The following is a 24,989-nucleotide window of genomic DNA, read 5'->3' on the forward strand; positions in this document are numbered from 1 at the left end:
ACCTGGCGTCCGCCCGCCGCCCGGGCCCGCCCGCCACGCGGGCCACCTCGGGCGACGACGTGTCCAGCGGCACCGACCAGGACCGTACGAGCCCCAACTGCACGGCCTGGCGCGGCAGCACCGCGTCCAGCAGCCAGTCGGCCGCGACCCGGACCCGGTTCCCGGGCATCGCGGCGAGGTGATAGCCCCGCGTCACCGCCCCGGCCGGTACGCCGGACAAGGTCACGCCGAGCGGGTTGGCGGCGGCCTTGGCCCCGCCCAGGTCGACGACGAAGCCGAGGTCGCGGTGACGGTAGGGTTTGCGCGACCCGCCGAGGCCGAGCGACGCCGCGACGTTCTCCGCCGCGACCTTGCCGTGCCGCCAGGCGTGCTGCGCGGTCATCGGCGTGTAGCTCCCGGGGTTCTCCAGATCGGGCACGGCGGCCACGTCACCGCAAGCGAACAGCTCCGGCCGCCCCGGCACCCGCAGGTGCGGGTCGACGAGCAGCCGCCCCTTCTCCATCGGCAGCCCGAGGGACTCCACCAGCGGGTCGGGACGTACGCCCACGCACCACACGAGCGTCCGGGTCCGGACGAACTCGCCGTCGGTCAGCACGACCCCGTCGTGCGTGGCCTCCTTCACGGAGGTCCCCATCCGCACGTCGACGCCCCGCTGCCGCAGGACCCGGTCGGCGGTGGCGGAGAGCTTCTCGTCCATCTCGGGCAGCACGCGCGGCGCCACGTCCAGCAGCATCCAGCGCGGCCGCATGCCCTTCCGCAGCGGGTGCTTGCGGACCTGCGCGTCGGTGAACATCTGCCCGTGCGCGGCGACCTCGGTGCCCGTGTACCCGGCGCCGACCACCACGAAGGTGCACCGCGCGGCGCACGCCTCCGGGTCGTCGGCGGAAGCCGCGAGCTCCACCTGCCGGGTCACGTGATCGCGCAGGTAGAGCGCCTCGGGCAGCCCCCGGAAGCCGTGCGCGTGCTCGGCGACCCCGGGGATGGGCAGCAGCTTGTTGACGCTGCCCGCGGCCAGCACCAGCCGGTCGTAGGAGAGCGAGCCCACCTCGCCCTCGGGACCCGTGTAGTGCAGGGTGCCGTCGTCGAGGTCGATCCGGTCCGCCTCCCCCAGCACCAGCCGGACGTCCGGCAGCGAGTCGGAGAGGGAGACCGTGACCCGGCGCGGCTCCAGGATGCCGGCGGCGACCTGGGGCAGCAGGGGCAGGTACAGGAAGTAGTCGGTCGGGTTCAGCAGGGTGATGTGGGCCCGGCCCCGGGTGAGCCGGGACAGGGTGCGGGCCGTGCGGTACCCGGCGAAGCCGGCACCGACGATTAGGATGCGGGGTCGACTCACGGTCGCTCGCCTCCGGCGCTGTCGCGTAGCTCGGGAGCCTTCCGCGTCCCCCTGGCCTGCGCACCCAAACGTCGGCCGGGGCCCACCGGCCCGTACGCCGCCGGTTTCCGGCCCGGCGCGCGGGTAACCCGGTGCGGGATACGGACCGCCGACGTCGCGGAGGCACTCCCCCATGCCCGAGTACGGTTACTTCCTCTCGTGCGAGCAGTACGGACCCGCCGAGCTGATCGAACAGGCGCGGATGGCCGAGCAGGCCGGTTTCCAGGCGCTGTGGATCTCGGACCACTACCACCCCTGGAACGATGAGCAGGGCCAGAGCCCGTTCGTCTGGTCGGTGATCGGCGCGCTGTCGGAGGCGGTGTCCCTGCCGGTCGAGACGGCGGTGACCTGCCCGACCGTGCGCATGCACCCGGCGGTGGTGGCGCAGGCCGCCGCGACCAGCGCGGTGATGACGAACAACCGCTTCCGGCTGGGCGTCGGGTCCGGCGAGGCGCTCAACGAACACATCCTGGGCGACCACTGGCCGCCGGCGCACGTGCGTCTGGACATGCTGGAGGAGGCCATCCAGGTGATGCGCCGCCTCTTCACGGGCGAGGAGGTCAACCACCACGGCCCGCACTACACGGTCGAGAACGCCCGCCTGTACACGGTCCCGGACGAGCCGATCCCCATCGACATCTCCGGCTTCGGACCGGCCGCGACCCAGCTCGCCTCCCGCGTGGGCGACGGCTACATCACCGTCATGCCGGACGAGGCGATGGTGGAGCAGTACCGCAAGGGCGGAGGCGGCGGAAAGCTCGTCAGCGGCGGCACCAAGGTCTGCTACGACACCGACAGGGACGAGGCCGCCCGGACCGTCCACCGGCTCTGGGCCAACGAGCAACTGCCGGGCGAGCTCGGCCAGGTGCTGCCCTCCCCCAAGCACTTCGAGCAGGCGCAGCAGCTCGTCACCGAGGACATGGTGCGCGCGAACCGGGTGTGCGGCGACGACGTGGACGAGCACGTGGCGGAGCTGAGGCAGTTCGCCGACGCGGGTTTCGACCGGGTCTACGTGAACCAGATCGGGCCCGACCTGCGCGGCTTCTTCGACTTCTACCGCACGAAGGTGCTGCCGCAGCTCCAGCAGGCCGCCTGACGCTCGCTCCGGAAATCCGGGGACGGCCCTGCACCGGGTCGCCTACAGTCGCGGGCATGTCGGTACGTCTTCGTATGCGTGACGCTCTGCCGGAAGCGATGCGGGCCCGGGACAGGGCCGCCGTGAGTGCCCTGCGCGCCACCCTGGCGGCGCTGGACAACGCCGAGGCGGTTCCCCTGGACGAGACCGCGCCGCGCGCCGCTGCGCTTGAGGCCTCACCGGTCGGTGCCGGCGCCACCGAGGCGGCCCGGCGTGAGCTCAGCGAAGAGGAGATGGTGGACGTCGTGCGGGCCGAGGCCGCCGAACGGCTGGAGGCGGCGGCGCACTTGACCGCCCCCGCACACGCGGACCGCGCCGACCGGCTGCGGACGGAGGCGGCCGTGCTGCTGCGCTTCCTCGACGGCGCCGCCGAGGGCACGGCGCGGAGCTCGTAGCCGCCGACCGGCGGCGGGCGCGGGCGGCTAACCGCGGGCGGGGGTGGTCAGCCTGCGGGCCGCCAGGGCGGCGGCCCCCGCGGTGAGGACCGCGCCCATCCAACCGCGGTTCCGTGACAGCCACTGCTGCGGGCTGTTGCCGGTGGACTCGTCGTCGAATCGCCCGTGCGCGCCGAAGTCCCGCCCGTGCGCGCCGTCCGCCGGTGACCACAGGTTCGCCGGGCCCTCGGGCCGGCCCTTTTCCTGCTGCGCGTCGACGTTGGTCCGGGCCAGGTAGCGGTCCAGCAACCCGGGGACGACCGCGTTGGCGAGGAGCGTGGCGACCGTGGACCCGCCCACCCAGTACTCCCGGCGCCGCGCGTGCGACGACGCGTGCACGATGGCCCGGGCCGCGACCTCCGGCTGATAGACGGGCGCGACGGGCCGGGCCCGCCCCGGCATGCGGTTCAGCACCCAGTCGAACTGCGGGGTGTTGAGGCCCGGCAGCTGCACCATCGTCGTCCGCACCCCGCTGCGCGCGTGCAGCAGCTCGCAGCGCAGCGACTCGTTGAACCCCTGGATCGCGTGCTTGGCCCCGCAGTACGCGGACTGCAGCGGGATGCCCCGGTAGGCGAGCGCGGAGCCCACCTGCACGATGGTCCCGCGGTCGCGCGGCAGCATGTGGCGCAGGGCGGCCCGGGTGCCGAACACATAGCCCAGGTAGGTCACTTCGGTCACGCGGCGGAACTCGTCCGGGGCGACTTCCGTGAACGGCGCGAACACTCCGGTGAAGGCGTTGTTGACCCAGACGTCGATGTGGCCGAAGGCGTCGACGACCTGCCGGGCCGCGTCGTCGACGGCCTTGGCGTCGGAGACGTCCACGGTGACGACGAGGGCCTCGCCGCCGGCGCGCTCCACCTCGTCCGCCGCGGCGGCGAGTCCCTCACGTCCGCGGGCGAGCAGGGCGACCTTGTCGCCGCGGGCGGCGAAGGCGCGGACCGTGGCCCGTCCGACGCCGCCGCCGGCTCCGGTCACGACGACCACCCGGCCGCGCCGATGCGATGCCGCTGCCTTGCGCACCCGGGGTCACACCCCCCGGCGCGGTACGTCCGGAGCCTTTGACGGCCGCGGGGGCACGGGGCCCGGGGCGTCCGCTCCGGCGGGCGGGGCCGGCGGCACGGGCGGATACGGCATACCCCCGACCGCCTCGGCCCCGCTCCGGCGGGCGCTGTGCCCGTCCGTGGGCATGCCGGCCGCGTGATCCTGCCCCGGGCGGGACGGCCGCGCCATGCCGCGCAGCACGTAGGCCAGGGCGCCCAGGATCACCGCGGTGATGAGTGCGGCGGCCCAGTCGGGCAGGCCCAGGGCGAGGGCCAGCCCCACGGCGAGCGCGAGGGCCGCGCCCGCGTACAGGGCGAGCGCGCCGGACGCGGCGTACAGGGCGGCCTTGCGGCGCTGCTTGCGCGTCTGCTCGCGCAGTTCGTCCCGTACGGTCTCGCGCGCCACCTGTGCCAGCTCGTCGACCAGGTGCTTGTCCAGATGCTCCAGGTGATCCAACGGCTTCATGCCCGGCCGGGTACCCTCGCCCCCCTGCGCGTAACTAGGCTTCGCCGCATGGAGATTCTGGGTGCCACACTGCGCGTCTGCGTCGACGACCTCGAGACCGCGATCCCCTTCTACGAGCGGCTGGCGGGCGGCAGAGCCCAGCGCTTCGAGCGGGGAGGTGTCCAGGTGGCGGCGATCGGCTGCTTCCTGCTGATGAGCGGCCCCCCGGCCGAACTGGAGGTGCTGCGCAAGGTCGCGGCGACGATCGCCGTGACGGACGTCGAGGAGACGCACAAGGTGCTGACCGGACTGGGGGCGCACATCGTGGCGGGCCCGATCGCCTCGCCGGCGGGCCGCAACCTGATCGCCCTGCATCCGGACGGCTCGGTCTACGAGTACGTGGACCGGCAGGCGTAGGCGGCGCCGCGGGGGCTCAGGGCCGGCTCGGCCGGGTGATCATCTCCGTGGTGATCGCCCAGCGTTGGTGGTCGCGCCAGGCTCCGTCGACGAAGAGCATCTTCGGCGAGAAGCCCTCCAGGCGGAAGCCGCAGGCACGGGCCAGGGCGATCGACGCGGCGTTCCCCGGCTGGACGTTGATCTCCAGCCGGTGCAGCCGCATCGGGCCGAACGCGTGGCCCACGACGAGGTCCAGGCCTTCGCGCATCAGCCCGCGCCCGGCGGCGTGCGCGAAGGCGCCGTAGCCCAGCGCCCCGGACTGGAAGCCGCCCTCGACGATGTTGTTGATGTTGATGAACCCGCCGATGGCCCCGTCGCTCTTGTCGCAGACCAGGAACCCGGCCTTGGACGGATCCTCGATCAGCCGGCCCGCGTAGGCGGTGTAGGTCTGGGCCGTGGTGGGCGGGAAGAGCCACGGGTGGTGCAGGTCCTTGCTCTCCCGGGCGCGGGCGGTGAACTCGGCACCGTCCCCGTAGGTGAAGTGGCGTACGCCCACCCGGGGGCCTTCGGCGAGGTGGCGGGATGCGTGGTGCGGCACCCCGCCACAGTAACCGCGCCGGCTGTGCCTCCCCAGTCGGGGCGTCAGGAGCCGGCGACCGGCAGCCGGAGCACCCCGGTGTTCCGCGGCCCGCTGATCACGGTCACGGGCTTGATCCCACGGTTGCCGAAGTACGCGTCGTCGCTCGCGGCGATCACGAACCGCAGCCGGTGCCCGGCCTGGTACCGGTGCACGATGCCGGGCAGGGTGACGGTGAAGCTCTTGGTGACGTCCGGGACGCGTACCGGCGCGACCAGGCGGCGCACCAGGGTGCGGGTGCCGTCGGGGGCGACGTCGTAGAGCTTGGCGAACAGGACGAGCTTGTCGGCCGCGTCGGCGGAGTTCTGGGTGCGCTCTGCCTTCGGGGAGACCACCTTGAGCGTGGCCCGCGGTGCGCCGACGACGTCGAGGGGGCGTTTCAGCGGCTCGCTCGTCCAGTCGAGGTAGGTGCCCTTGGTGTCGCGCGGCGGGGTGTCCGGCACGCCGATGAGGCCGGACAGCGAGCTTTCCGAATGGCTCGTGGGGATGAGCCAGTTGGTGTAGCGGCGGCTGCCGGCGGCGACCTCGCCGCGCCGGTCGACGAGTCTGCCGTCGCCGGAGAGGTAGAGGGTGCGGCCGGTGGCGGGGAGACGGCTCGCGGTGGCGTAGGTGCGGTCGGGGTCGGTGATCCAGTCGCGGTAGTAGGCGAAGGCCGGTCCGGTGTCGACGTCGGCCCGCCCGCGCAGATGGCGGTCGAACCAGGCGAGGACGCGCCGGCCGACGTAGCTGGTCTCCAGGTTGCCCCGGGACAGGTCGAGTTCACCGGCGGCCGGGCCGGTGAGGCCCCCGCTGTGACCCCAGGACTGCCAGATCATCTTGACGGGCGTGCCCTGGGCCTTGAGCGTCCGGTAGGTGGCCGTGGCCTCGTTGAGGTTGAACAGGGTGTCGGCCTGCCCCTGGACCAGCAGGGTGGGGGTGCGCACACGGTGGAGGTACGACACCGGGGAGACCCGGTGTGCGAAGGCGAGCAGCTCGGCGGTGCGGTCGGCCGGGTAGCTGCCGGAGTTGAGGGTGTGGACGGTCCGGCAGGCCTCGGTGACGAAGTGCAGGCAGGCCAGGGAGTTGATGCGGGACGGGTCGAGGGCGGGCTGGAGCAGCGGCTGGCCCTCGCCGATGAGGTAGAACCCGTTCGTCCACTGCCATTTGAAGGCGCCGGGGACGCCCGAGCTGCCGACGGCGTTGTTGGGATCGAGCGAGTAGGCCAGATCGTTCCAGGTGATCATCGGGACGAGCGCGTCGAGGCGGTGGTCGACGGCGGCCGTGGCCAGCTGCACGGCGCCGCCGTAGGATCCGCCGATCATGCCCACCCGGGGGTCCCCGGGAGCGTCCCGCGTGACGAAGTCGGCGGTGGTGCCGTCGTCGGCGGCGCGTTTGCCGCCGAGGAAGTCGACGAGCTGCGAGGCCGCCGCGCCGTCGATGTCCGGGTCGTCGAGGGAGACGAGGCAGCCGCTGCGGCCGAATCCGAGCCCGGAGTAGATCAGCGAGACGTAGCCGCGCTGGGCGAAGGCCTTGCCGATGGTGTCCGTGGAGCCGTCGGACTTGCTGCCGCCGAAGCCGTTGGTGCCGAGTACGGCGGGTGCGGGGTGGTCGCGGTCCACGCCCGCGGGGCGGTACAGGTCGGCGTCGACGGTGCAGGTCCGGCCGCCGGCCCGGACGGTGAACTTCAGCGGCGTGAGGGTGTAGGTGTCGGCGGCGGGCGCGGGCGGGGCGAGGGGCAGGGCCAGGGCGGCGCCCAGGGCGAGGACGAGGGGGGCGCGGAATCTGGGCACGCGTCGGGACACTCGGACCTCCACGGTGAGGGCAACCCGGATACCGACCGGTAGGTACCGGCCGGTTGTCATGGTGTGACACGTGTCAGGGGTCGTCAATCACCGAAACGAGGGTTTCTTGACAGAATTTCAGCAGCGGTCCGCTCAGCCGAGGGCCGGTTCGTCCAGCGTCAACGTGCCCGCGTCGGCATCCAGTTCGGCCCCGGCCCCGAGGGGCATGGTCAGCGCGCCCTCGCCGTGCCCGAACCCGAACTCCTCCACGACCGGGACGCCCAGGCCACCGAGCCGGTCGGCGAAGACCGCGCGCAGCGCCTCGCGCGGGCCGCACGCCGCCCAGGAGCCGAGCACGATCCCGGCCACCCCGTCGAGCCAGCCGGCGCGCAGGAGCTGGGTCAGGTACCGGTCCAGGCGGTAGGGGCTCTCGCCGACGTCCTCCACCAGCAACAGCCCGCCCCGCGCCCCGCGGTGGGCGTGCGGGGTGCCGAGGTCGCTCGCGAGCAGGCTCAGGCACCCTCCCAGGGTGACGCCCCGGGCGCGGCCCGGGACCAGCGCGGTGCCGCCCGAGGACACGGCCGTCAGCGTCGTCACGGACTCCGGCTCGAAGAGGCTGGCCCGCAGGTGGTCCTGGGCCCGGGCGTTCTTGAGGAAGTCGACGCCGGCGGCGGCGGGCCCGTACAACGTGACCAGGCCCAGGCGGGTGGCGAAGGCCTGGTGCAGGACGGTGACGTCGCTGAACCCGGCGAACACCTTCGGGCCCGCAGCCCGCATCGCCGTCCAGTCGAGCAGGTCGACCATGCGCTGCGCCCCGTACCCGCCCCGGGCGCACAGGACGGCCGCGACGGTCGGATCGCACCAGGCGGCCTGGAGGTCGGCGGCGCGCTGTTCGTCCGTGCCGGCGAGGTAGTCCAACTCCCTGTGCCGGTCCAGCACATGCGGCGCCAGGACGGGGTCGAGGTCCCAGCCGCGCAGGATGTCGAGCCCGGCCTGGAGGCGTTCCTCGGGCACAGGCCCGCTGGGCGCGACGACGGCGACGCGGGCGCCGGGGACGAGCCGGGGCGGTCGGACGAGCTGGTTCACTTGCTGAGCTCCAGGGTGGGGACGCCGGGCGAGGGCAGGCGGAACACCTGGGCGTACAGGGAGAGTTCCGCTTCCAGGGCGCGCACCATGGTCTCCGCCTTCCGGAAGCCGTGCCCCTCCCCCTCGAAGGCGAGATACGCGTGCGGTACCCGCCGGCCCTCCAGGCGGGCCAGGAACCGCTCGCACTGGACGGGCGGGCAGATCACGTCGTCGAGGCCCTGGAGCAGCAGGAACGGCACGGCGAGGCGGTCGGCGTGGGCGGCGGGCGAGCGTTCCGCGTACCGGGCGGGCACCTCGGCGAGCGGCCCGATCAGGCCCTCCAGGTACCGCGACTCGAAGTCGTGGGTCTCCCCCGTGCCCCAGCCGGCCAGGTCCAGGATGGGGTACTTGATGGTGCCGCAGGCGTAGACGTCGGTCGTGGTCAGCGAGGCGGCCGCGGTCCAGCCGCCCGCGCTGCCGCCCCGGACGGCGAGCCGGGCGCGGTCGGCGGTGCCCTCCTCGGCCAGGGCCAGGGCGACGGCGGCGCAGTCCTCGACATCGACCACGCCCCACTGCTCGCGCAGCCGCTCACGGTAGGAGCGCCCGTAGCCGGTGGAGCCGCCGTAGTTCACCTCGGCGACGCCGATGCCGCGCGAGGTGAAGTAGGCGATCTCCAGGTCGAGCACGAGCGGGGCCCGGCCGGTGGGCCCGCCGTGCGCCCAGACGACGTAGGGCGGCAGTTCGTCGCCGGGCGCGACGCAGCCGGGGTGGTGCGGCGGGTAGATGTGGGCGTGGATGTCGCGCCCGTCGGGGCCGGTGAAGGTGCGGATCTGCGGCTCGGGGTAGTACGCGGGATCGACGGCGTCGTCGTGCTCGGCGCCGACGACCCGGGCCCGGCCCGTGCGGGCGTCCAGCTCGACGACCTCGTAGGCGCTGCGCGGGCTGGCCCCGACGGCGACGACCCGTTCGCCGTGGGCGGCCAGGGTGGGGGTGAACTCCGTCCAGGGCCCGGCGGCGTCGACGACCTCGCCGGTCTCGGGGTCCAGGATGCCCAGGGCGGTGGCGCCCCGGCCGTGCACGACGGCGATCAGCCCGCTGTCCAGCGGCGTGAACCAGCGCGAGCCCAGCTTCCACAGCGCGCCGCCGAACTCCTCCTCGCGCGGGCACACGGGCTGTCCGTCGAGGTAGAGGTTCCACCAGCCGGTGCAGTCGCTCGCGTGCAGCAGACGGCCGTCGTGGGTCCAGTCGACCTGGGCGACGGACTCCCCGGGGCCGCCCGCCACGGCCCGGGCTTCGCGCAGGGTGCCGTCGGGCGCGACCTCGGCCAGGAGCAGCTCGGTGCCGTCCCAGGGCATGCGCGGATGGTCCCAGGCGAGCCAGGCGGCCCGCCGCCCGTCGGGCGAGAGCTTCGGACCGGTGACGAACCGGTGTCTGCCGTCGGTGAGTTCGCGGACGGCGCCCCGGTCCCTGGCCGCGGATCCGTCCAGCGGTACGGCGGCCAGGACGCGGCGCACATCGGTGGGTCCGTCCCCCGTGAACTCCTCCAGCACGCACCACACTTCGCCCCGTTCGGGCCGCAGCAGCGGCTCGGCCCAGCGCAGGCCGGCCCCCACGGAGGACACGGGGGTGAGCGGTCGGGGTTCGCCGCCCGGCTCGCAGCGGTACAGCCGCTGGTCGGCGAAGTTCACGAACACCACCAGCGGTCCGCTGTCCCCCGCGAGGGCGGCCCACGGGTGCCCGCCGTACTCGATGACCCGGCTGCGCACGTTCCACGGCGCGGGCAGCAAGGGCTCCTCCCGGCCGTCGGCGTGCCGCCGGACCAGCGTGCGCCGGCCGCCTTCGGCGGGGCGCGGCTCGGTCCACCACACCTCGTCGCCGACGAAGCCCACGTACTCCGGGTGCCCGTCGTGCGCGGCGGTCAGGGCCGCGTCGATGGGCGAGGGCCACGCCCCGTAGGCCAGCGTCCGCACCGTCTCCCCCACTCTCCTAGGCCGTCCGCAGGAACCGGTCGAGTACGCGGACACCGAAGTGCAGCGCCTCGACCGGTACCCGTTCGTCGACCCCGTGGAACATGGCCGCGTAGTCGTAACCGTCCGGCAGCTTCAGGGGGGTGAAGCCGTAGCCGGTGATGCCGAGACGGGAGAACTGCTTGGCGTCGGTGCCGCCGGACATGCAGAACGGCACCACGTGGCCCTCCGGCGCGAACTCCTCGACGGCGGCCCGCATGCCGGCGAACGTCGGCGAGTCCACCGGCGACTGAAGGGCGACCTCGCGGTGGTGGAACTCCCAGTCCACGTCCGGCCCGGTGAGCCGGTCGAGGGTGTGGCGGAACTCCTCCTCGCCGCCGGGCATGTACCGGCCGTCCACGTACGCCACGGCCTGCCCGGGGATGACATTGATCTTGTAACCGGCGTCCAGCATGGTCGGGTTGGCACTGTTGCGCAGGGTCGGCTCGACGAGCTTCCCGGCCGGGCCGATCTTCTCCAGCAGCGCGTCCACGTCGGTGAGGTCGGTCTCGATGCCGTAGATCGCGGCGAGTTCGGTGAGGGAGGCGCGTACCGTCGGGGTGAGCCGCAGCGGCCATTGGTGCGCGCCGATCCGGGCGATGGCGCCCGCGAGGTGGGTCACGGCGTTGTCCCGGTTGACCTTGGAGCCGTGCCCGGCGCGTCCGCGGGCGGTGAGCTTCAGCCAGGCGGTGCCCCGTTCCCCGGCGGCGACCGGGTAGATCTGCCGCCCGCTGCCGTCGTGGAAGGTGAAGGCGCCCGACTCGCTGACGCCTTCGGTGCAGCCCTCGAACAGTTCGGGGTGCTCGTCGGCGAGGAACCCGGATCCGTCCTCGGCGCTGGCCTCCTCGTCGGCGGTGAACGCGACGACGATGTCCCGGCGGGGCCGGACGCCCTGCCGGGCCCAGCCGCGCACGACGGCCAGGATCATCGCGTCCATGTTCTTCATGTCGACGGCTCCGCGGCCCCAGACGACCCCGTCGCGGATCTCCCCGGAGAAGGGGTGCACGCTCCAGTCGGCGGCCTCGGCGGGTACGACGTCCAGATGGCCGTGGAGCAGCAGGGCGTCGGCGGAGGGGTCGGTGCCCTCGACCCGGGCGACGACGTTGGTCCGCCCCTGGGTGCGCTCCAGCAGGACCGGTTCGATCCCGGCGTCGGCGAGCCGTGCGGCCGCGTACTCGGCGGCGGGCCGCTCCCGGCAGTCGCCGCCGCCCCGGTTGGTGGTGTCGATCCTGATGAGGTCGGACGTGAAGGTCACGACCTCGTCCAGCGCGGGCGGGTCCACCTGCTCAGCCATACTGCTCCTCCACCGCGGCCGAGACGATCGTGGTGACCGCCTTGAAGGCGCGGATGCCCTCATACATGGTCCCGCTCGTGTACGCCACCTTGCGCTCCCCGATCCGGTCCACACCCGGGACGACGGTGGCGGCCATCGCCAGGTGCTCCGCGTCGAACTCCACGGCCACGGTGAACGGGCCGCCGTGCACCGGTTGGTGACGGACCGCCAGCGTGGCCGCCTCCTTGGCCGCCGCCCGGATGTCGGCCGCGGTGCGACCGGGAGTGCGGCACACCGCCGCGTACCGCGACACGTGGTCCTTCACGGCGACCTTGAGCGCCTCGGGCGCGTAGCCGAGCGCGTCCTCGCAGGCGACGTCGTCCCCCGTGACCAGCACGACGGGCACCCCGTACTCGGCGGCGACCTGGGCGTTGAGCAGCCCCTCGCTCGCCCGGACGTCGTTGAGCCACACGCCCGTGATGGAGTTGGCGAGGTAGGTGTGGGCGAGGACGCCCTCCATGCCGGCGCCCGCGTGGTAGCCGACGAACGCGATGCCGTCGACGTCGCCGTGCTGCACGCCCTCCACCATGGACAGCGCCTTGTGCCGGCCGGTGAGCATCCGGGCGCGGTCGTCGAGCCGCTCCAGCAGCAGGTTGCGCATGGTGGAGTGGGCCTCGTTGATGATCACCTCGTCGGCGCCGCCGTCGTGGAAGCCCTGTACGGCGGCGTTGACGTCGGAGGTGAACAGCGAGCGGCAGCGCTCCCACTGGGAGGCGCCCGGCATCACGTCGTCGGGCCAGGTGACTCCGGTGGCGCCCTCCATGTCGGCGCTGATGAGGATTCTCATGACGTGCCTGCCAGGGCGGAGATGTTCATGGTTCGTCACGTTACGCGCTGGGCGCGCAACCGGCTACGAGGTCGTCACCAACGGATCGGCACGTCGGCGAGGAACCCGGTGAGGCGGTCGGCCAGGAGCCGGTGGTCACGGGCCGAGTAGTGCCAGTGGCAGCCGGTGTGGTCCAGGCCGGTGGTGTCGAGGGGCCAGTAGCGGACCCCGCGGTCGCCCGCGGCGGTGCGCTCCTGGACGACGTGTTCGACATGGCCGGCGAACGGGCCCGTGCCCGCGGCCAGGATGGTGGTCGCAGGGCCGTAGCGCCCACGCAGTTTGGCGAGGAAGCCGCTGTAGGCGCTGCGGTAGGCGGCGGCGAGGCTCTCGTCCGTCCAGGGCTCGCCCGGGTTGACCGGCGTCGAGAAGTCGTTCGTGCCGAGGTGGACCACCACCAGCCGCGGGCGCCAGGTGCCCGGGTTCTGCCAGACGTCACCCGGCACGTTCAGCAGCGCGCGGTCGTAGAAGCTGCGGTAGTTCACCTCCGGGGAGCCGCCGTTGTAGTTGCGCACCATGCCCTGGCCCGAGTACGCGTTGATCTGGTAGTCGGCGCGCAGTCTCCGGGCGGTGAGGGCGCCGTAGCTCACGTCGGCGTTGGTGGTGCGTTTGAGCTGCTCGCCGTCGCAGTCGCGGGAGGCTGAGAGGTTTCCGTAGCCGGCCGTGAGGGAGTCGCCGATGAACTCGATCTGGCGGCTGCGGGCGGCGGGCCTGGCCAGGACGGCGCCGCCGGGCGGGGCGACGAAGCCGCCGAAGGCGCTGGTGCTCCACGGGGTGTCGTTGCGCTTGACGAGCCGGACGGTGTGGACGCCCTCGCGCAGGCCCCTGACCCAGTGGGTCGTCCGCCCCGGCGTGACGAGGGTCGCGACGGTGACTCCGTCGACCTGGACGTCGTAGTCGGCCGCCGGGTCGTCGAGCACGATGCCCACGCCGGTGCCCCGGATCCGGCCCTCGAAGTAGACGCCGGGCCAGCTGTACTGCCACATGCCGCCGGCGTCCTTGACCCGTCCCGCGGTGTGCACGCTGTCCCGTACCCCGCGGTGGTCCGGTGCGGCGGCGGTCGTGACGGCCGCTGTACCGACCAGCACCGCCGACGCCGCCGAGGCGACCAGCGTCCGTAACCAGGGCATGGTCATGGCTGTCCTCCGCGGGGGCGAGGCGGGTGCAGGGACGGGACGGAGTGACCGTACATCGACAAATCCGCCGTCCACCAGACGGCGTCCGGCTCAGCGCCGGAGCCGGTCGAAGCCGAACGGCACGAGCGCCTCGGGCCGGACCCACGGACGACCTGCTCGGCGAGCCGGTGGCCGGTGACCGGGCCGAGGGTGACCGCGAGCCTGCCGTGGCCGGTGGCGGCGAAGGCGTCGGCGTGCCTGCCGCGCCGCTCCCGCACCAGCCGGGCCGGCCTGCGCTCTGCGCGACACCGTCGCCACCTGGTGCCGAAGCGGCTTCCGTCTCGTCCGGGCGGCTGCGGCGCCGCAGCCGGCCTGTCCGGCCGGCGCGGACCGCCGGCGGCTCGCCTCAGGCCGTGCGCCCCGCCACCAGCCAGGTGGAGGGCAGCTCGATGCGGGTGCCGTCGGGCCGGTACTCCGTGGTCTTCAGGGGCAGTCGGCCGCTCGCCAGGACGGTGAGGCCGGCCGAGCGCAGGTACTCGGGCACGGCCTCGTCCGAGACCTCGCCGGGCGCGAGGCCGTGCCGGAACACGGGCGCGAGCTTGGGCGGCGGACCGTCCTGGCCGCCCACCAGCCCCCCGAGGACCTGCTTGGCGGCGCCCGAGAGCTCCACCAGGCAGACGCGGCCACGGTCGCCGACCAGCGTGGCGATGCCGTCGACCAAGGGCTGCCGGTCGTCCGGCTCGCACTGGTGCAGGACGCCGCGCATGTAGACGTTGGTGTCGCCGAGCTCCGCGTGCAGGGCCTGGGCCTCGTCCTTCCCGGCGGCGTCCAGCTGCCGGTAGGCGGCCTGCCCCGCGGGGTCGGAGCGCCGGGCGTGGTCGAGGGCCGCGGCGGACAGGTCGACGCCCAGGACCCTCGGGAAGCGGTCGGCGAGGTAGCGGGTCTGGGTGCCGTTGCCGCAGCCGAGGTCCACCAGCGGCAGTGCGGGATCGGTCAGGTACGGCTCGAAGAGGGCCAGGTGCGGGCCCACGGTCAGGACCGGTTCAGCGTCCCAGAACACCGCCCCCGGTTCGTCGGACGCCTCACGCCAGAAACCCTCCCAGGCCTCCCGGTACCGACTCGTCACGCTCATGGCCCACTCCCCAGGGTGCGTACGAACCCCGCCGTGCGGCGGGCGAGTACGGTGTATCGCGCCCGGGCCCCGGCCACAAGAACGCGGCACGTACCTTCACGCCCCCTGCGACCCGGGGGTGTTCAGCGGCGCGGCAGCGTCAGCTCGAACCAGACCGTCTTGCCGGTCTTGGTCCGGCTGGTCCCCCACTCGCGGGACAGGGTGCTGACGACGCGCAGACCGCGCCCGGCCTCGTCGAGCGGGCCCGCGTTGAGCAGCGTCGGCAGCTCGTGGTCGTCGTCGTCCACCTCGCACAGCAGGGTGTCGCCGCGGACCAGGCGCAGTTCGACGGGGCGGGCGTGGGAGTGCCGTACGGCGTTGGTGACCAGTTCGCCCACCATCAGCTCGGCGGGCGGGGCGAGCTTCGGCAGGCCCCAGTCGTGCAGTTGCTCGCGGACCGCCGCGCGGGCCCGGCTCACTTCGGCCGGGTCGAGGGAGAGGCGCCATACCGCCACGTCGTCCGGCTCGATGCCGCCCAGGCGGGCCATCAGCAGCGCCACGTCGTCCTTGCGGCCACCCCGTGTGTTGAGGGCCCGGATGATGGTGTCGCAGGCGTCGTCCATGGACGCGGCGGGGTGTGCGGCGGACTCGCAGAGGGTGGCGAGACCGACCCCGATGTCCTCGCCGCGCACCTCGACCAGCCCGTCGGTGCACATCACGAGCCGGTCGCCGGGTTCCACGCGCACGCATACCGCCTCGAAGGGCACTCCCCCGACGCCGATGGGCGCACCCGTGGGCAGGTCCAGCAGTTCGCTGCGGCCGTCCGCGGCCCGGACCAGGACGGGCGGGATGTGCCCGGCATTGGCGAGGTGGAGCTCGCCGGCGATCGGGTCGTAGACGGCGTAGAGGCAGGTCGCGAGGTAGGTGTCGCCGAGGCGCTGGGCGAGGTCGTCGAGGTTGCGCAGCATCTGGGCGGGCGGCAGGTCGAGCCCTGCCATGGTCTGCACGGCCGTACGCAACTGGCCCATCATGGCGGCCGAGTTCAGCCCGTGGCCCATGACGTCGCCGACGACGAACGCGGTGCGCCCGCCGTGGAGTTTCACCGCGTCGAACCAGTCGCCGCCGACCCGTCCGAGCTGTGTGCCCGGCAGGTAACGGGTGGCGATGTCGCAGCCCGCCATGCGGGACGGGATGTGCGGCAGCATGCTGTCCTGGAGTGTCTCGGCGACGTTCTCCTGGAAGGTGTACATGCGCGCGTTGTCGAGCACGAGGCCCGCGCGAGCGGCGAGTTCGGCGCCGGTGACGCGGTCCATGTCATTGAAGACGGGCCGCTCGGGGTGGCGCAGCAGGATCATGAAGCCGAGCACGACGTTGCGCGCCTTCAGAGGCACGACCAGCATGGAGCGGCCGGTGATGAGGGGCCGGATGTCGCGCTTCTCGAACTGCGCGGCGATGGCGTGCCCCATCTCCTCGCTGATGCGCGGCACGAGGACGGGTTCGCCGCTGGTCATGCACTGGAAGAACGGTGTGTGCGCGGGGAACGGCATGGCCTCGCCGACGGGGACGACGTCGTCCCAGCGGCCCGGTTCGTCGGTGTGCTCGACGGCGACCCGGTGCCACATCGTGGTCGTGTCGGGCACGCCGTCCGCGAACTCCTCGCCCGCGACGACCTGTTCGCGCAGGTACGTCCCGGCGACGTCGGTGAAGCGGGGCACGACCGCCCTGCTGACCTCGATGATCGTGCGGGACAGGTCGAGGGAGGTGCCGATGCGGCCGCTGACCTCGTTGAGGAACTCCAGGCGCTCGCGCACGGCGGCGTATTCGAGGTCCTCGCCCTCGTCCCGCAGTTCCTCCGGCACGGGTTCGCCTGCGGCCAGGGCCCGCGCGGCCCGTTCGCGGCGCGCCCTGCGCTCGACGCGCCGGGCCACGCCCAGTCGGGGGTGACGGGGACCCGGTCGTTCTGGCTGAACTCCAGAATCGGATAGCCGAGTTCGAGGATCTGTCCGACGATCCGGGCGCTCTCGCCGACGCTCATGCTGGGCAGGATCTCGGGGAGGCGGCGGGCGAGGTCCTCCGCCCCGGGGAAGTCGGTGTGCAGCGCGAAACCGGGCGCGATCCGCTCGAACGCCCCGTCACCCGCCCGCAGCCCGTCCGCGTCGGCGGCCAGCACGAGCAGCCGCTCGGGCCCGGGGCCCACCAGCGGATAGGCCCACCACAGGACGTCGACGCGGCCGTCTCCGGGCGAGCCGAGCCGGGCGCGGCCCGCGGCAGGATAGGAGAGCCCTCCGTCGAGGGAGGATTCGAGGTCGGGGCCGAGACCGTCGCAGGCGGCGTACGGGGCGTCCTGCTCTTCGGGCAGGGCGCCGGAGACGGGGAGCAGGTCGAGGGCTGTGCGGCCGATCGCCTCTTCCTTGGGGGTGCCGAACAGGCGTCGTGCGCCGCGGCTCCAGTGGGACACGAGGCCGTCGCGGTCGACCACGACGACGGCCAGGGGGACGCGGCCGGGCTCGGCGGGTTCGGTCGCCGTGCCCTGCTCAGCCCTGTCGGTGCCACGGTCCATGGCCCAGGCCCTCTCTCCCACGGACGCAAGATCTGTGCCGGCGTCACCACCGTACGGCGCCCGCAGGTGGCGATGTGAGGCAATGCGGGAATTGCCCGCGCGGGGCACGCACCGGCGTACGACCCCGTGCGCCGGTGCCGGCCGGTCCTCGGCCGGTGCCCCTTCAGTCCTCGTGGCTCAGCTGGAGATCCCGCTCGGTGCGGTCTCCTCCCGCGACCTGGAGCACGGTGGCGACGGGCGGGTAGCCGGCGGCGATGACGGTGTACTCGCCGGAGGACAGGTCGACGAAGCGGAACGTGCCGTCGGCCCCGGTGGTGAGGGTGTCGACGACGTTGCCCGCCACGTCGAGCAGCGTCACACGGGCGTCCTCGACGGGCCGGCCGCCGCCCGCCCGGACGGTGCCGCGCAGCACGGCGCCGCCGGCCAGTTCGATGTCCCGGCGGGTCTCGCGGGCGGCCTGGACGGTGACGGGCAGGGCGGCCGGGCGGAAGGCGGGCGCACTGGCGGCGAGGGTGTACTCGCCGGCGACCAGCTCGGTGATGACGTAACCGCCCTCCCGGCCGCTGCGGGTGGTGGCCACGACCTCGCCGTGCACGTTGGTGAGCGTGACGGTGGCGTCCCGTACGGGTGTGCCGTCGCCGGTGACGACGGTGCCGATCAGATTTCCGGCGCCGCCGAGGACGATGTCGAGTTCGACGGGGCGTTCGCCGACGGTCACGGAGACCGCCTGCGGCTGGTGACCGCCGGCGGTGGCGATCAGCACGTACGAGCCCGGGCCCGGGGTGGCCAGCGCGTAGCGCCCGTCCTCGCCGCTGGCGCCCCGCCCGGTCTGCTGCCCGGTGGCGTCGATGAGCGTGAGCGCCGCGCGGGGCACGACGGTCCCGTCGTGGTGCTGCACCGAGCCGCACACGGGCCCGCCGACGGCGTACGCCCGGGCCTGCGGGATCGCCCCCGGCGCCGTGTCGAGGTCGGTGACGGAGGCGTTGTGGGACACCAGGGGTTTCTCCTTGAGGAAGAGGGCGATGACCAGCCCGAGGACGAGCACCGGCACCAGGTAGAGGAAGATCCGCGGCATGGCGTCGGCGTACGCCCGGATGTACTCGTCGCGCAGGGCCGGCGGCAGTGCGTGCACGAGCTGGGGGGTGATGGACTCGGGGTCCGGCAGCCCGGTGCCGGCGCGGGCGGGCAGGCGCTCGGCGAGGGCGTGGGTGAGCCGGTCGGCGAACAGCGTGCCGAAGACGGCGGCTCCGACGCTGCCGCCGATCTGCCGGAAGTAGTTGTTGGCGCTGGTGGCGGTGCCGAGATCGGCGGGACGCACGGAGTTCTGCACGGCGAGGATCAGCACCGGCATCACCATGCCGATGCCCGCGCCGAGGACGGCCATCCAGATGCTGTAGTGCAGCCGGGGTGTGCCCACCTCCAGGCGGGACAGCAGCCACATGCCGGCGACGGAGAGGGTGCCGCCGAGGACCGGGTAGGCCTTGTAGCGGCCGGTGTGGCTGATGAGCTGCCCGACGACGACCGAGGCGCCGACGATGCCGGCCATCATCGGCAGCATGAGCAGGCCCGACTCGGTGGCGGAGGCCCCGTCGACCATTTGCAGGTACGTCGGCAGATAGCCGGCGGCGCCGAACAGCCCGGCACCGACCACCAGGCCGACCAGGCCGGTGACGTTGAAGACGGAGTCCCTGAACAGACGCAGCGGGATGAGGGGTTCTGCGGCGAAGTGCTCGGTGACGAGGAAGAGGACGGTCGCCGCCGCCGCTCCGGCCGCGAGGCCGAGGATCGTGCGCGAGTCCCAGGCGTACTCCGTGCCGCCCCAACTGGTCAGCAGGACCAGGCAGGTGGAGACGGCGGTCAGCAGCAGCGCGCCGAGGACGTCCAGCCGGGCCCTGGCGGCCGGCTTGGGGAGCTTCAGCGCGACGGCGACGACGGCGAGGGTGACCAGCCCGAAGGGGACGTTGACGTAGAAGCACCAGCGCCAGGAGAGGTGGTCGGTGAAGTAGCCGCCGAGCAGCGGCCCGGCCACGGAGGCGAGGCCGAAGGCGGCGCCGATCAGGCCCAGATAGCGGGCACGCTGCCGGGGCGGCACGATGTCCGCGATGATCGCCTGGACGCCGATCATGAGCCCGCCCGCGCCGACGCCCTGCACTGCGCGGAAGGCGATCAGCTGGTCCATGGTCTGGGCCCGGCCCGCGAGCGCGGAACCGACGACGAAGACGACGATCGCGAACTGGAAGACGCCCTTGCGGCCCAACAGATCGCCGAGCTTGCCGTAGATCGGCAGTCCGACGGTGGCGGTGAGCAGGTAGGCGGTGATCGCCCAGGACATCCGGTCCAGGCCGTGCAGCTCACCGACGATCTTCGGCAGCGCGGTGGCGACGATCATCTGCTCCAGGGCGGCCAGGAGCAGGGCGAGCACGAGAGCGAAGAAGACCAGCCGCACCCGGCGCGGGCTGGGTCCGGTGTCCGGATCCGGCGGGGGTGCGGGGGTGTCGGGAGGCGCTACCGCCGGTTCGTCCTGCGCCAGAGTGATCCCGCCCACTCACCGCTCCCCTCGTCGCGCTGCCGCACCATTACCGCGTAAAAGCGACAACTACGAGCAAGCGCGACGAGTTACGGCACAGGAGCGAGCGGTACGGAGATCACCCGAACCGGTGAGGGGCGGCAACACCCCTTGGATGTCCGTGCCTTGGGAGGAGGACTACTTCTCGACTTCGGCGGCGAGCTTGGTGAGCATCGCGTCGTAGATGCGGCCGAGACCCTTCGGCGCGAAGGTCTTCTCGAAGAAGCCGCCGATACCGCCGGCGCCCGTCCAGGTGGTGGTCACCACGACCCGGGACGTGCCCTCACCGGCCGGGGTGACCCGCCAGGTGGTGACCATGGAGGAGTTGCGGTCCTTCTCGACCAGCTCGCCGTCGGTGGGCTCGCTGACCTCCAGGAGGCAGTCGCGCACCCGCTTGCTGGTGGCCTGGAGCTTCCAGTGGACGAGGGTGCCCTCGCCGTCCCCGCCCTCCCGGACCTCGTACTCGCTGAACTGCTCGGGCAGCAGCTTCGCGCGCGTGCCGCTGTAGTCGGCGAGGGCGTCGAACACCGTCTCCGCGTCCGCCGCGACGATCCGCTCCGTAGTGGCTTCGACCTGCGCCATCGCTTTCCTCCAGGACCTGGTTGCTCGGGGGTCGGGGCAAGCCAACCACCCCGCTGCCCGGCCCCCCAAATCGGGGTGGCCGAACCGGTCGAACGCGTTCGCAAAACACCCTCGCACGATCAAGGGAACATGTGTTCTATTCTGTGGTCAGTGCTACCGAGGAGGCGTCATGCGCTGGGAGAACCTCACATCGGACTCCGAACACAGCCGGGCCGATGCCGCGCTGTTCGGCGCGGACGCGGTGACCACGCGTACCTTCGACACGCCGGAGTTCCGCGGGATCACCTTCCACGAGATCCGGGCCCGGTCGATCATCAACCGGGTGCCGGCGGTGTCACGGATGTCGTTCCAGTGGACGGTCAATCCGTACCGGGGCTGCTCGCACGCGTGCGTGTACTGCTTCGCGCGCAAGACGCACAGCTACCTGGACCTCGACACGGGCCTCGGCTTCGACAGCCAGATCGTGGTGAAGACCAACGCGCCGGAGCTGCTGCGCCGGCAACTCGGCTCGCGCCGCTGGCAGGGCGAGCACATCGCCATGGGCACCAACGTCGACTGCTACCAGCGCGCCGAGGGCCGTTACCGGCTGATGCCGGGCATCATCTCGGCGCTGCGCGACCACGCCAACCCCTTCTCGATCCTCACCAAGGGCACACTCATCCTGCGCGACCTGGAACTGATCGAGCAGGCGGCGCAGGTGACCGACGTCGGCATCTCCGTGTCGGTCGGTTTCACCGACCAGGAGCTGTGGCGCACCGTCGAGCCGGGCACGCCCGCGCCCGAACGGCGCCTCGACGTGGTGCGCACCCTGGCCGAGCACGGCATCGGCTGCGGGGTGCTGATGGCTCCGGTGATCCCGTTCCTGAGCGACTCGCCCGACCGGCTCCGCGCCACGGTGCGGGCGATCGCGGCCTCCGGCGCCACGTCCGTGACACCGCTGGTGCTGCATCTGCGGCCCGGCGCCCGCGAGTGGTTCATGGCCTGGCTGGGGCAGCACCACCCGTACCTGGTGGCCCGTTACGAGCGGTTGTACGCGGAGGGCTCCTACGCCCCGAAGTGGTACCAGCGGCGGATCACCCGTCAGGTGCACGAACTGGCCGAGGAGTACGGCATCGGGCCCACGCGGACGGGGATGCCGCGGCGGATCCGGCCCGCCGGGCCGGCCGAGGAGCCGCCGGCCGCCGGACCGACCCAACTCTCCCTCCTGTAGGGCGGTTCGAACCTGCCCCTTCCGAGCATTCGAGCGCATCCGACGATCCAATCGGGTCATGGGTTCTGCGCAATGAGTTCTTCCGGGACGTCTTTCCGGGACGATGCCGCGAGGACGGCGACCCTCGCGGTCCTCCATCCCGCCGTCCTGGGAGGACTCCATGAGAAAGCGCGCAGCAGCGCTGTGCGGCGCCGCCGTCGTCCTGGCCGGCACCTTCACGGCCGGTCCCGCCGAGGCGGGCGCACCGGGCACCGCGAGCACCGTCCGGACCGCGGAGCCCGCCTGGGAGAGCTGCGCCACCGAGGACTACCCGACGCTCCAGTGCGCGTCCCTGAAGGTGCCCCTCGACCACCGCAGGCCACACGGTGAGAAGATCTCCCTCGCCCTGTCACGCGTCCCGCACACCGCCAGGACCTACCAGGGCCCGCTGCTGGTCAACCCCGGCGGTCCCGGCGGCAGCGGGCTCAGCCTCGCCGGGTTCGTCGCGTCGTCGCTGCCCGCGAAGGTGGCGGCCCAGTACGACGTCATCGGCTTCGACCCGCGCGGCGTGGGGGCGAGCGAGCCGGCGCTGGACTGCGGGCCGGGCCACTTCGCCCCGGTCCGCCCGGACTCCCTGCCCACGACGCCCGCGATCGAGAGGGCCAACCTCGACCGCGCCAGGTCCTTCGCCGCCGCGTGCGGCAAGAAGTACGGGCACGTCCTGCCGTACATGGACACGACCAGCGCGGTGCGCGACATGGACGCGATCCGGCAGTCTCTGGGCGCCCAGAAGATCAACTACCTCGGCTACTCGTACGGCACCTACCTCGGCGCCGTCTACGCCGGGCTCTTCCCCGAGCGGGTCCGGCGCCTGGTCCTGGACTCCGTCGTCGACCCGACCGGCGTCTGGTACGAAGCCAATCTCCACCAGGACATGGCCTTCGACGACCGCCACCGCGCCTTCCTCGCGTGGGTCGGCAAGCACGACGCGACGTACCGGCTGGGCACCGATCCGGAGGAGATCGAGGCCGAGTGGTACGCGATGCGCGCGGCCCTCGCGAAGAAGCCGGCGTCCGGCACGGTGGGCGCCTCGGAGCTGGAGGACACCTTCATCCCGGGCGGCTACTACAACGGCTACTGGCCGAGCCTGGCGGAGGCGTTCGCGGCGTACGTGAACGACCAGGACGCCGGGCCGCTGGTCGAGGCGTACGAGGACTTCGGCGCGGTGGACGCCTCCGGCGACAACGGCTACAGCGTCTACACCTCGGTGCAGTGCCGGGACACGTCCTGGCCGCGCGACTGGCGGCAGTGGCGCAAGGACAACTGGGCGGTGTACGACAAGGCGCCGTTCATGACCTGGAACAACGCCTGGTACAACGCGCCGTGCGCGTTCTGGCCGGTGGACTCGCTGCGCCCGGTGAACGTGGCCAACGGCGAGCTGCCGCCGGTCCTGCTGTTCCAGGCGACCGGCGACGCGGCCACCCCGTACGAGGGCGCCGTCACCGCGCACCGTCTGCTGGCCCGTTCCAGCCTCGTGGTCGAGGAGGGCGGCGGCAACCACGGCATCACGCTGAGCGGCAACGCCTGCCTGGACGAGCACCTGGCGGCGTACCTCACGGACGGCACCGTGCCGCGCGGCTACGGCGAGGCGGACGCGGTGTGCGAGGCGCTGCCCGACCCGAAGCCCGCGGCGGCGACCGCGAAGGCGGCCTCGGCCTCCGCGAAGGGCTCGGCGCTGCACGGCCTGCTCGGCTTCCGTCACTGAGCGGCTGACGACCTGTCGGGGGCCGGCAGGCGCTGTCAGTGCCGTGGTCCATCATGAACCCATGAGTGAGCTGACGAGGATCCCCGCCCCCGACGGCGTCGCCGCCGCGCCCCAGTACAGCCATGTGGTTCTGGGCACCGGCCGTTTCGTGGCGATCGCCGGCCAGCTCGCTCTCGACGAGCAGGGGCGGCCGGTCGGCGAGGGCGACCCGGCGGCGCAGGCCGGCCAGGTCTTCGAGAACCTCCGGCGCTGCCTGGCGGCCGCCGGCGCGACCTTCGACGACGTCCTCAAACTCACCTACTACGTCACGGACATGGCCCATATGCCGGCCCTGCGCGCGGCCCGCGCCCGGTACATACCCGACGACCGGCTGCCGGCCGCGTCGGCGGTACAGGTCGCGGCGCTGGTCCGGCCGGAGTTCCTGATGGAGGTCGAGGCGCTCGCGGTGGTCGCGCCATGAGCGGGCTGCGGACACGGGAGATGACGCTCGCGGACTGCGACCGCGTCGCGGAGATCCGCGTGGGCGGCTGGCGCAGCGCCTACCGGGGTCTGATCCCGCAGTCGTACCTGGACGGGCTCAGCGTCGAGGAGGACGCCGAGCGCCGTCGCACGTACCTGTCCCAGGGCGAGGGCAGCGTGGTGAACCTGGTCGCCGAGGACGCCGGCGGCGAGCTCGTCGGCTGGGCGTGCCACGGCCCTTACCGCGAAGGAGAAGTCCGCACCGGGGACGCCGAGTTGTACGCCGTCTACGTGCACCCGGATCAGCTGGGGCGGGGCGTGGGGCGGGCGCTGCTGACGGAGTCGGTCGCGCGCTGTTGCGCTGCGGGCCACGGCCGTGTCCTGCTGTGGGTGCTCAAGGGGAACGACCGGGCCCGCCGCTTCTACGAGCGGGCCGGCTTCCGTGCGGACGGCGCCGAGGAGCCCTTCGAGGTGGACGGGGTCGCGGTCCCGGAGGTGCGGTACGCCAGGACGCTCCCCCGCTGACATCACCGCTGCTTCGGGATCCGCCCCAGCGCCCGCACCGCCGCCTCGGCCAGCGCCGGATGGGCCAAGGCCTCGTTCAGGACGGGCCGGGCCCGGGTGTCACCCAGCGTTCCGAGCCCGTCCACGCAGGCCAGGGCCACGCGACGGTACGGGTCGTGCGGTCGCAGGCGCCGCTGGAGCGTGGTGATCAGCGCGGGCACCGCCTCCGGGGCGCGCAGCTCGACCAGGAGCCGCACCGGCTGAAGGGCGTAGGCGACGCGCAGCTCGTTGGTGGCGAGGGCGGCGGCCGCCCGCGCGGTGCGCGGGTCGCCGAGCCGGGCCAGGGCGTGGGCGGCGGAGGCGCAGCGCGGGGGGTCACGGTGGTTGAGCAGCAGCACCAGGGCCTCGAAGGCCCGCCGGTCCCGCGCGAGCCCCAGCCGGAACGCGGCCAGTTCCCTCGCCCACAGGTGCTGCCCGGGTTCGGTCAGCACCGCCGCCAGGGCGTCGAGGTCGTCGGTCGCCACGAGCCGCTCGAACGCGGGCGGCGCCCCCGACTCCTGCCGTAAGCGCTCCGTGAGTGATCGCAACTCTTCGCTCATGCCTCAGAGATTAGGGGTGGCGCGGTCCGCGCGGGACGTACATCACAAAGACGAGGGCTGGCGCGCTCGTTACCCGCCAGTTAAGCTCAGACG

At 73.1% G+C, this 24,989-nt stretch carries 21 protein-coding genes and 1 pseudogene; 7 read left to right on the forward strand and 15 right to left on the reverse strand.

The window, feature by feature from the left end; all coding sequences use genetic code 11:
* The coding region (locus tag GTY56_RS05495) for an FAD-dependent oxidoreductase (RefSeq protein WP_161363035.1) at window positions 1–1,333 on the reverse strand (1,333 nt) is incomplete at its 3' end.
* 172 nt (window positions 1,334–1,505) lie between these two features.
* On the opposite strand from GTY56_RS05495, the gene GTY56_RS05500 reads away from it, so the two are divergent.
* Window positions 1,506–2,468, forward strand: coding sequence for an LLM class F420-dependent oxidoreductase (locus tag GTY56_RS05500; protein ID WP_161363037.1), 963 nt, complete (start codon window positions 1,506–1,508; stop codon window positions 2,466–2,468).
* A gap of 98 nt (window positions 2,469–2,566) precedes the next feature.
* Window positions 2,567–2,902 carry a GatB/YqeY domain-containing protein gene (locus tag GTY56_RS05505; protein WP_161363172.1) on the forward strand — a complete coding sequence of 112 codons (336 nt, stop codon included), beginning with the start codon at window positions 2,567–2,569 and terminating at the stop codon, window positions 2,900–2,902.
* A gap of 27 nt (window positions 2,903–2,929) precedes the next feature.
* On the opposite strand, the gene GTY56_RS05510 is transcribed toward GTY56_RS05505, so the two are convergent.
* Together GTY56_RS05510 and GTY56_RS05515 are read right to left on the reverse strand one after the other, a co-directional pair.
* Window positions 2,930–3,961 (reverse strand): SDR family oxidoreductase, encoded by a 1,032-nt coding sequence (locus tag GTY56_RS05510; RefSeq protein ID WP_161363039.1) that lies wholly within the window; start codon window positions 3,959–3,961, stop codon window positions 2,930–2,932.
* 6 nt (window positions 3,962–3,967) lie between these two features.
* Complete coding sequence (locus GTY56_RS05515; protein WP_161363041.1) at window positions 3,968–4,447, reverse strand: phage holin family protein; 480 nt, start codon at window positions 4,445–4,447, stop codon at window positions 3,968–3,970.
* A gap of 48 nt (window positions 4,448–4,495) precedes the next feature.
* On the opposite strand from GTY56_RS05515, the gene GTY56_RS05520 reads away from it, so the two are divergent.
* The gene (locus GTY56_RS05520) at window positions 4,496–4,843 is read left to right on the forward strand and encodes a VOC family protein (RefSeq protein ID WP_107453794.1); all 348 of its coding nucleotides are present in this window, start codon (window positions 4,496–4,498) and stop codon (window positions 4,841–4,843) included.
* A gap of 16 nt (window positions 4,844–4,859) precedes the next feature.
* Here GTY56_RS05520 and GTY56_RS05525 read toward each other — a convergent pair whose 3' ends face one another.
* The 11 genes and pseudogenes from GTY56_RS05525 to GTY56_RS05575 form a co-directional block, all read right to left on the reverse strand.
* Window positions 4,860–5,420: a GNAT family N-acetyltransferase gene (locus GTY56_RS05525; RefSeq protein WP_161363043.1), complete on the reverse strand. Its 561-nt coding sequence runs from the start codon at window positions 5,418–5,420 to the stop codon at window positions 4,860–4,862.
* A gap of 44 nt (window positions 5,421–5,464) precedes the next feature.
* Window positions 5,465–7,300 carry a CocE/NonD family hydrolase gene (locus GTY56_RS05530; protein ID WP_202509768.1) on the reverse strand — a complete coding sequence of 612 codons (1,836 nt, stop codon included), beginning with the start codon at window positions 7,298–7,300 and terminating at the stop codon, window positions 5,465–5,467.
* 72 nt (window positions 7,301–7,372) lie between these two features.
* A complete protein-coding gene (locus tag GTY56_RS05535; protein WP_161363047.1) occupies window positions 7,373–8,305 on the reverse strand; it encodes an LD-carboxypeptidase in 933 nt (310 codons plus the stop codon).
* Entirely contained in the window at window positions 8,302–10,266 is a 1,965-nt protein-coding gene (locus GTY56_RS05540) for an LpqB family beta-propeller domain-containing protein (protein WP_161363050.1), read from the reverse strand. The genes GTY56_RS05535 and GTY56_RS05540 overlap by 4 nt, the downstream gene beginning before the upstream one ends.
* Before the next feature lie 4 nt (window positions 10,267–10,270).
* Window positions 10,271–11,584, reverse strand: a complete 1,314-nt coding sequence (locus tag GTY56_RS05545; protein WP_161363051.1) for a M20/M25/M40 family metallo-hydrolase — start codon at window positions 11,582–11,584, stop codon at window positions 10,271–10,273.
* The gene (locus GTY56_RS05550) at window positions 11,577–12,410 is read right to left on the reverse strand and encodes a M55 family metallopeptidase (protein WP_161363053.1); all 834 of its coding nucleotides are present in this window, start codon (window positions 12,408–12,410) and stop codon (window positions 11,577–11,579) included. The genes GTY56_RS05545 and GTY56_RS05550 overlap by 8 nt, the downstream gene beginning before the upstream one ends.
* A 74-nt stretch (window positions 12,411–12,484) precedes the next feature.
* On the reverse strand, window positions 12,485–13,582 hold the full coding sequence (locus GTY56_RS05555; protein ID WP_237524393.1) for an SGNH/GDSL hydrolase family protein: 1,098 nt from the start codon (window positions 13,580–13,582) through the stop codon (window positions 12,485–12,487).
* Window positions 13,583–13,967: 385 nt separating this feature from the next.
* A complete protein-coding gene (locus tag GTY56_RS05560; protein WP_161363055.1) occupies window positions 13,968–14,693 on the reverse strand; it encodes a class I SAM-dependent methyltransferase in 726 nt (241 codons plus the stop codon).
* A gap of 122 nt (window positions 14,694–14,815) precedes the next feature.
* Window positions 14,816–17,232, reverse strand: a pseudogene (locus tag GTY56_RS05565) (ATP-binding SpoIIE family protein phosphatase).
* A gap of 163 nt (window positions 17,233–17,395) precedes the next feature.
* Complete coding sequence (locus GTY56_RS05570) at window positions 17,396–19,777, reverse strand: DHA2 family efflux MFS transporter permease subunit (RefSeq protein ID WP_161363057.1); 2,382 nt, start codon at window positions 19,775–19,777, stop codon at window positions 17,396–17,398.
* Between the two features lie 159 nt (window positions 19,778–19,936).
* Window positions 19,937–20,380: an SRPBCC family protein gene (locus tag GTY56_RS05575; protein ID WP_161363059.1), complete on the reverse strand. Its 444-nt coding sequence runs from the start codon at window positions 20,378–20,380 to the stop codon at window positions 19,937–19,939.
* Window positions 20,381–20,549: 169 nt separating this feature from the next.
* On the opposite strand from GTY56_RS05575, the gene GTY56_RS05580 reads away from it, so the two are divergent.
* The 4 genes from GTY56_RS05580 to GTY56_RS05595 all read left to right on the forward strand — a co-directional run bounded on the left by GTY56_RS05580 (window position 20,550) and on the right by GTY56_RS05595 (window position 24,318).
* Window positions 20,550–21,590, forward strand: a complete 1,041-nt coding sequence (locus GTY56_RS05580; protein WP_161363061.1) for an Rv2578c family radical SAM protein — start codon at window positions 20,550–20,552, stop codon at window positions 21,588–21,590.
* Between the two features lie 160 nt (window positions 21,591–21,750).
* Complete coding sequence (locus GTY56_RS05585; protein WP_161363063.1) at window positions 21,751–23,334, forward strand: alpha/beta hydrolase; 1,584 nt, start codon at window positions 21,751–21,753, stop codon at window positions 23,332–23,334.
* 61 nt (window positions 23,335–23,395) lie between these two features.
* Entirely contained in the window at window positions 23,396–23,794 is a 399-nt protein-coding gene (locus GTY56_RS05590; protein ID WP_161363065.1) for a RidA family protein, read from the forward strand.
* Window positions 23,791–24,318, forward strand: a complete 528-nt coding sequence (locus GTY56_RS05595; RefSeq protein ID WP_161363067.1) for a GNAT family N-acetyltransferase — start codon at window positions 23,791–23,793, stop codon at window positions 24,316–24,318. Before GTY56_RS05590 ends, GTY56_RS05595 begins: the two co-directional genes overlap by 4 nt.
* 2 nt (window positions 24,319–24,320) lie before the next feature.
* Here the strand turns inward: GTY56_RS05595 and GTY56_RS05600 are convergent, their stop codons facing one another.
* Window positions 24,321–24,896: an adenylosuccinate lyase gene (locus tag GTY56_RS05600; RefSeq protein ID WP_161363069.1), complete on the reverse strand. Its 576-nt coding sequence runs from the start codon at window positions 24,894–24,896 to the stop codon at window positions 24,321–24,323.
* Between the last annotated feature and the right edge of the window lie 93 nt (window positions 24,897–24,989).

This window comes from Streptomyces sp. SID5643 (assembly GCF_009872555.1).
Classification (GTDB): Bacteria; Actinomycetota; Actinomycetes; order Streptomycetales; family Streptomycetaceae; genus Streptomyces; species Streptomyces iakyrus.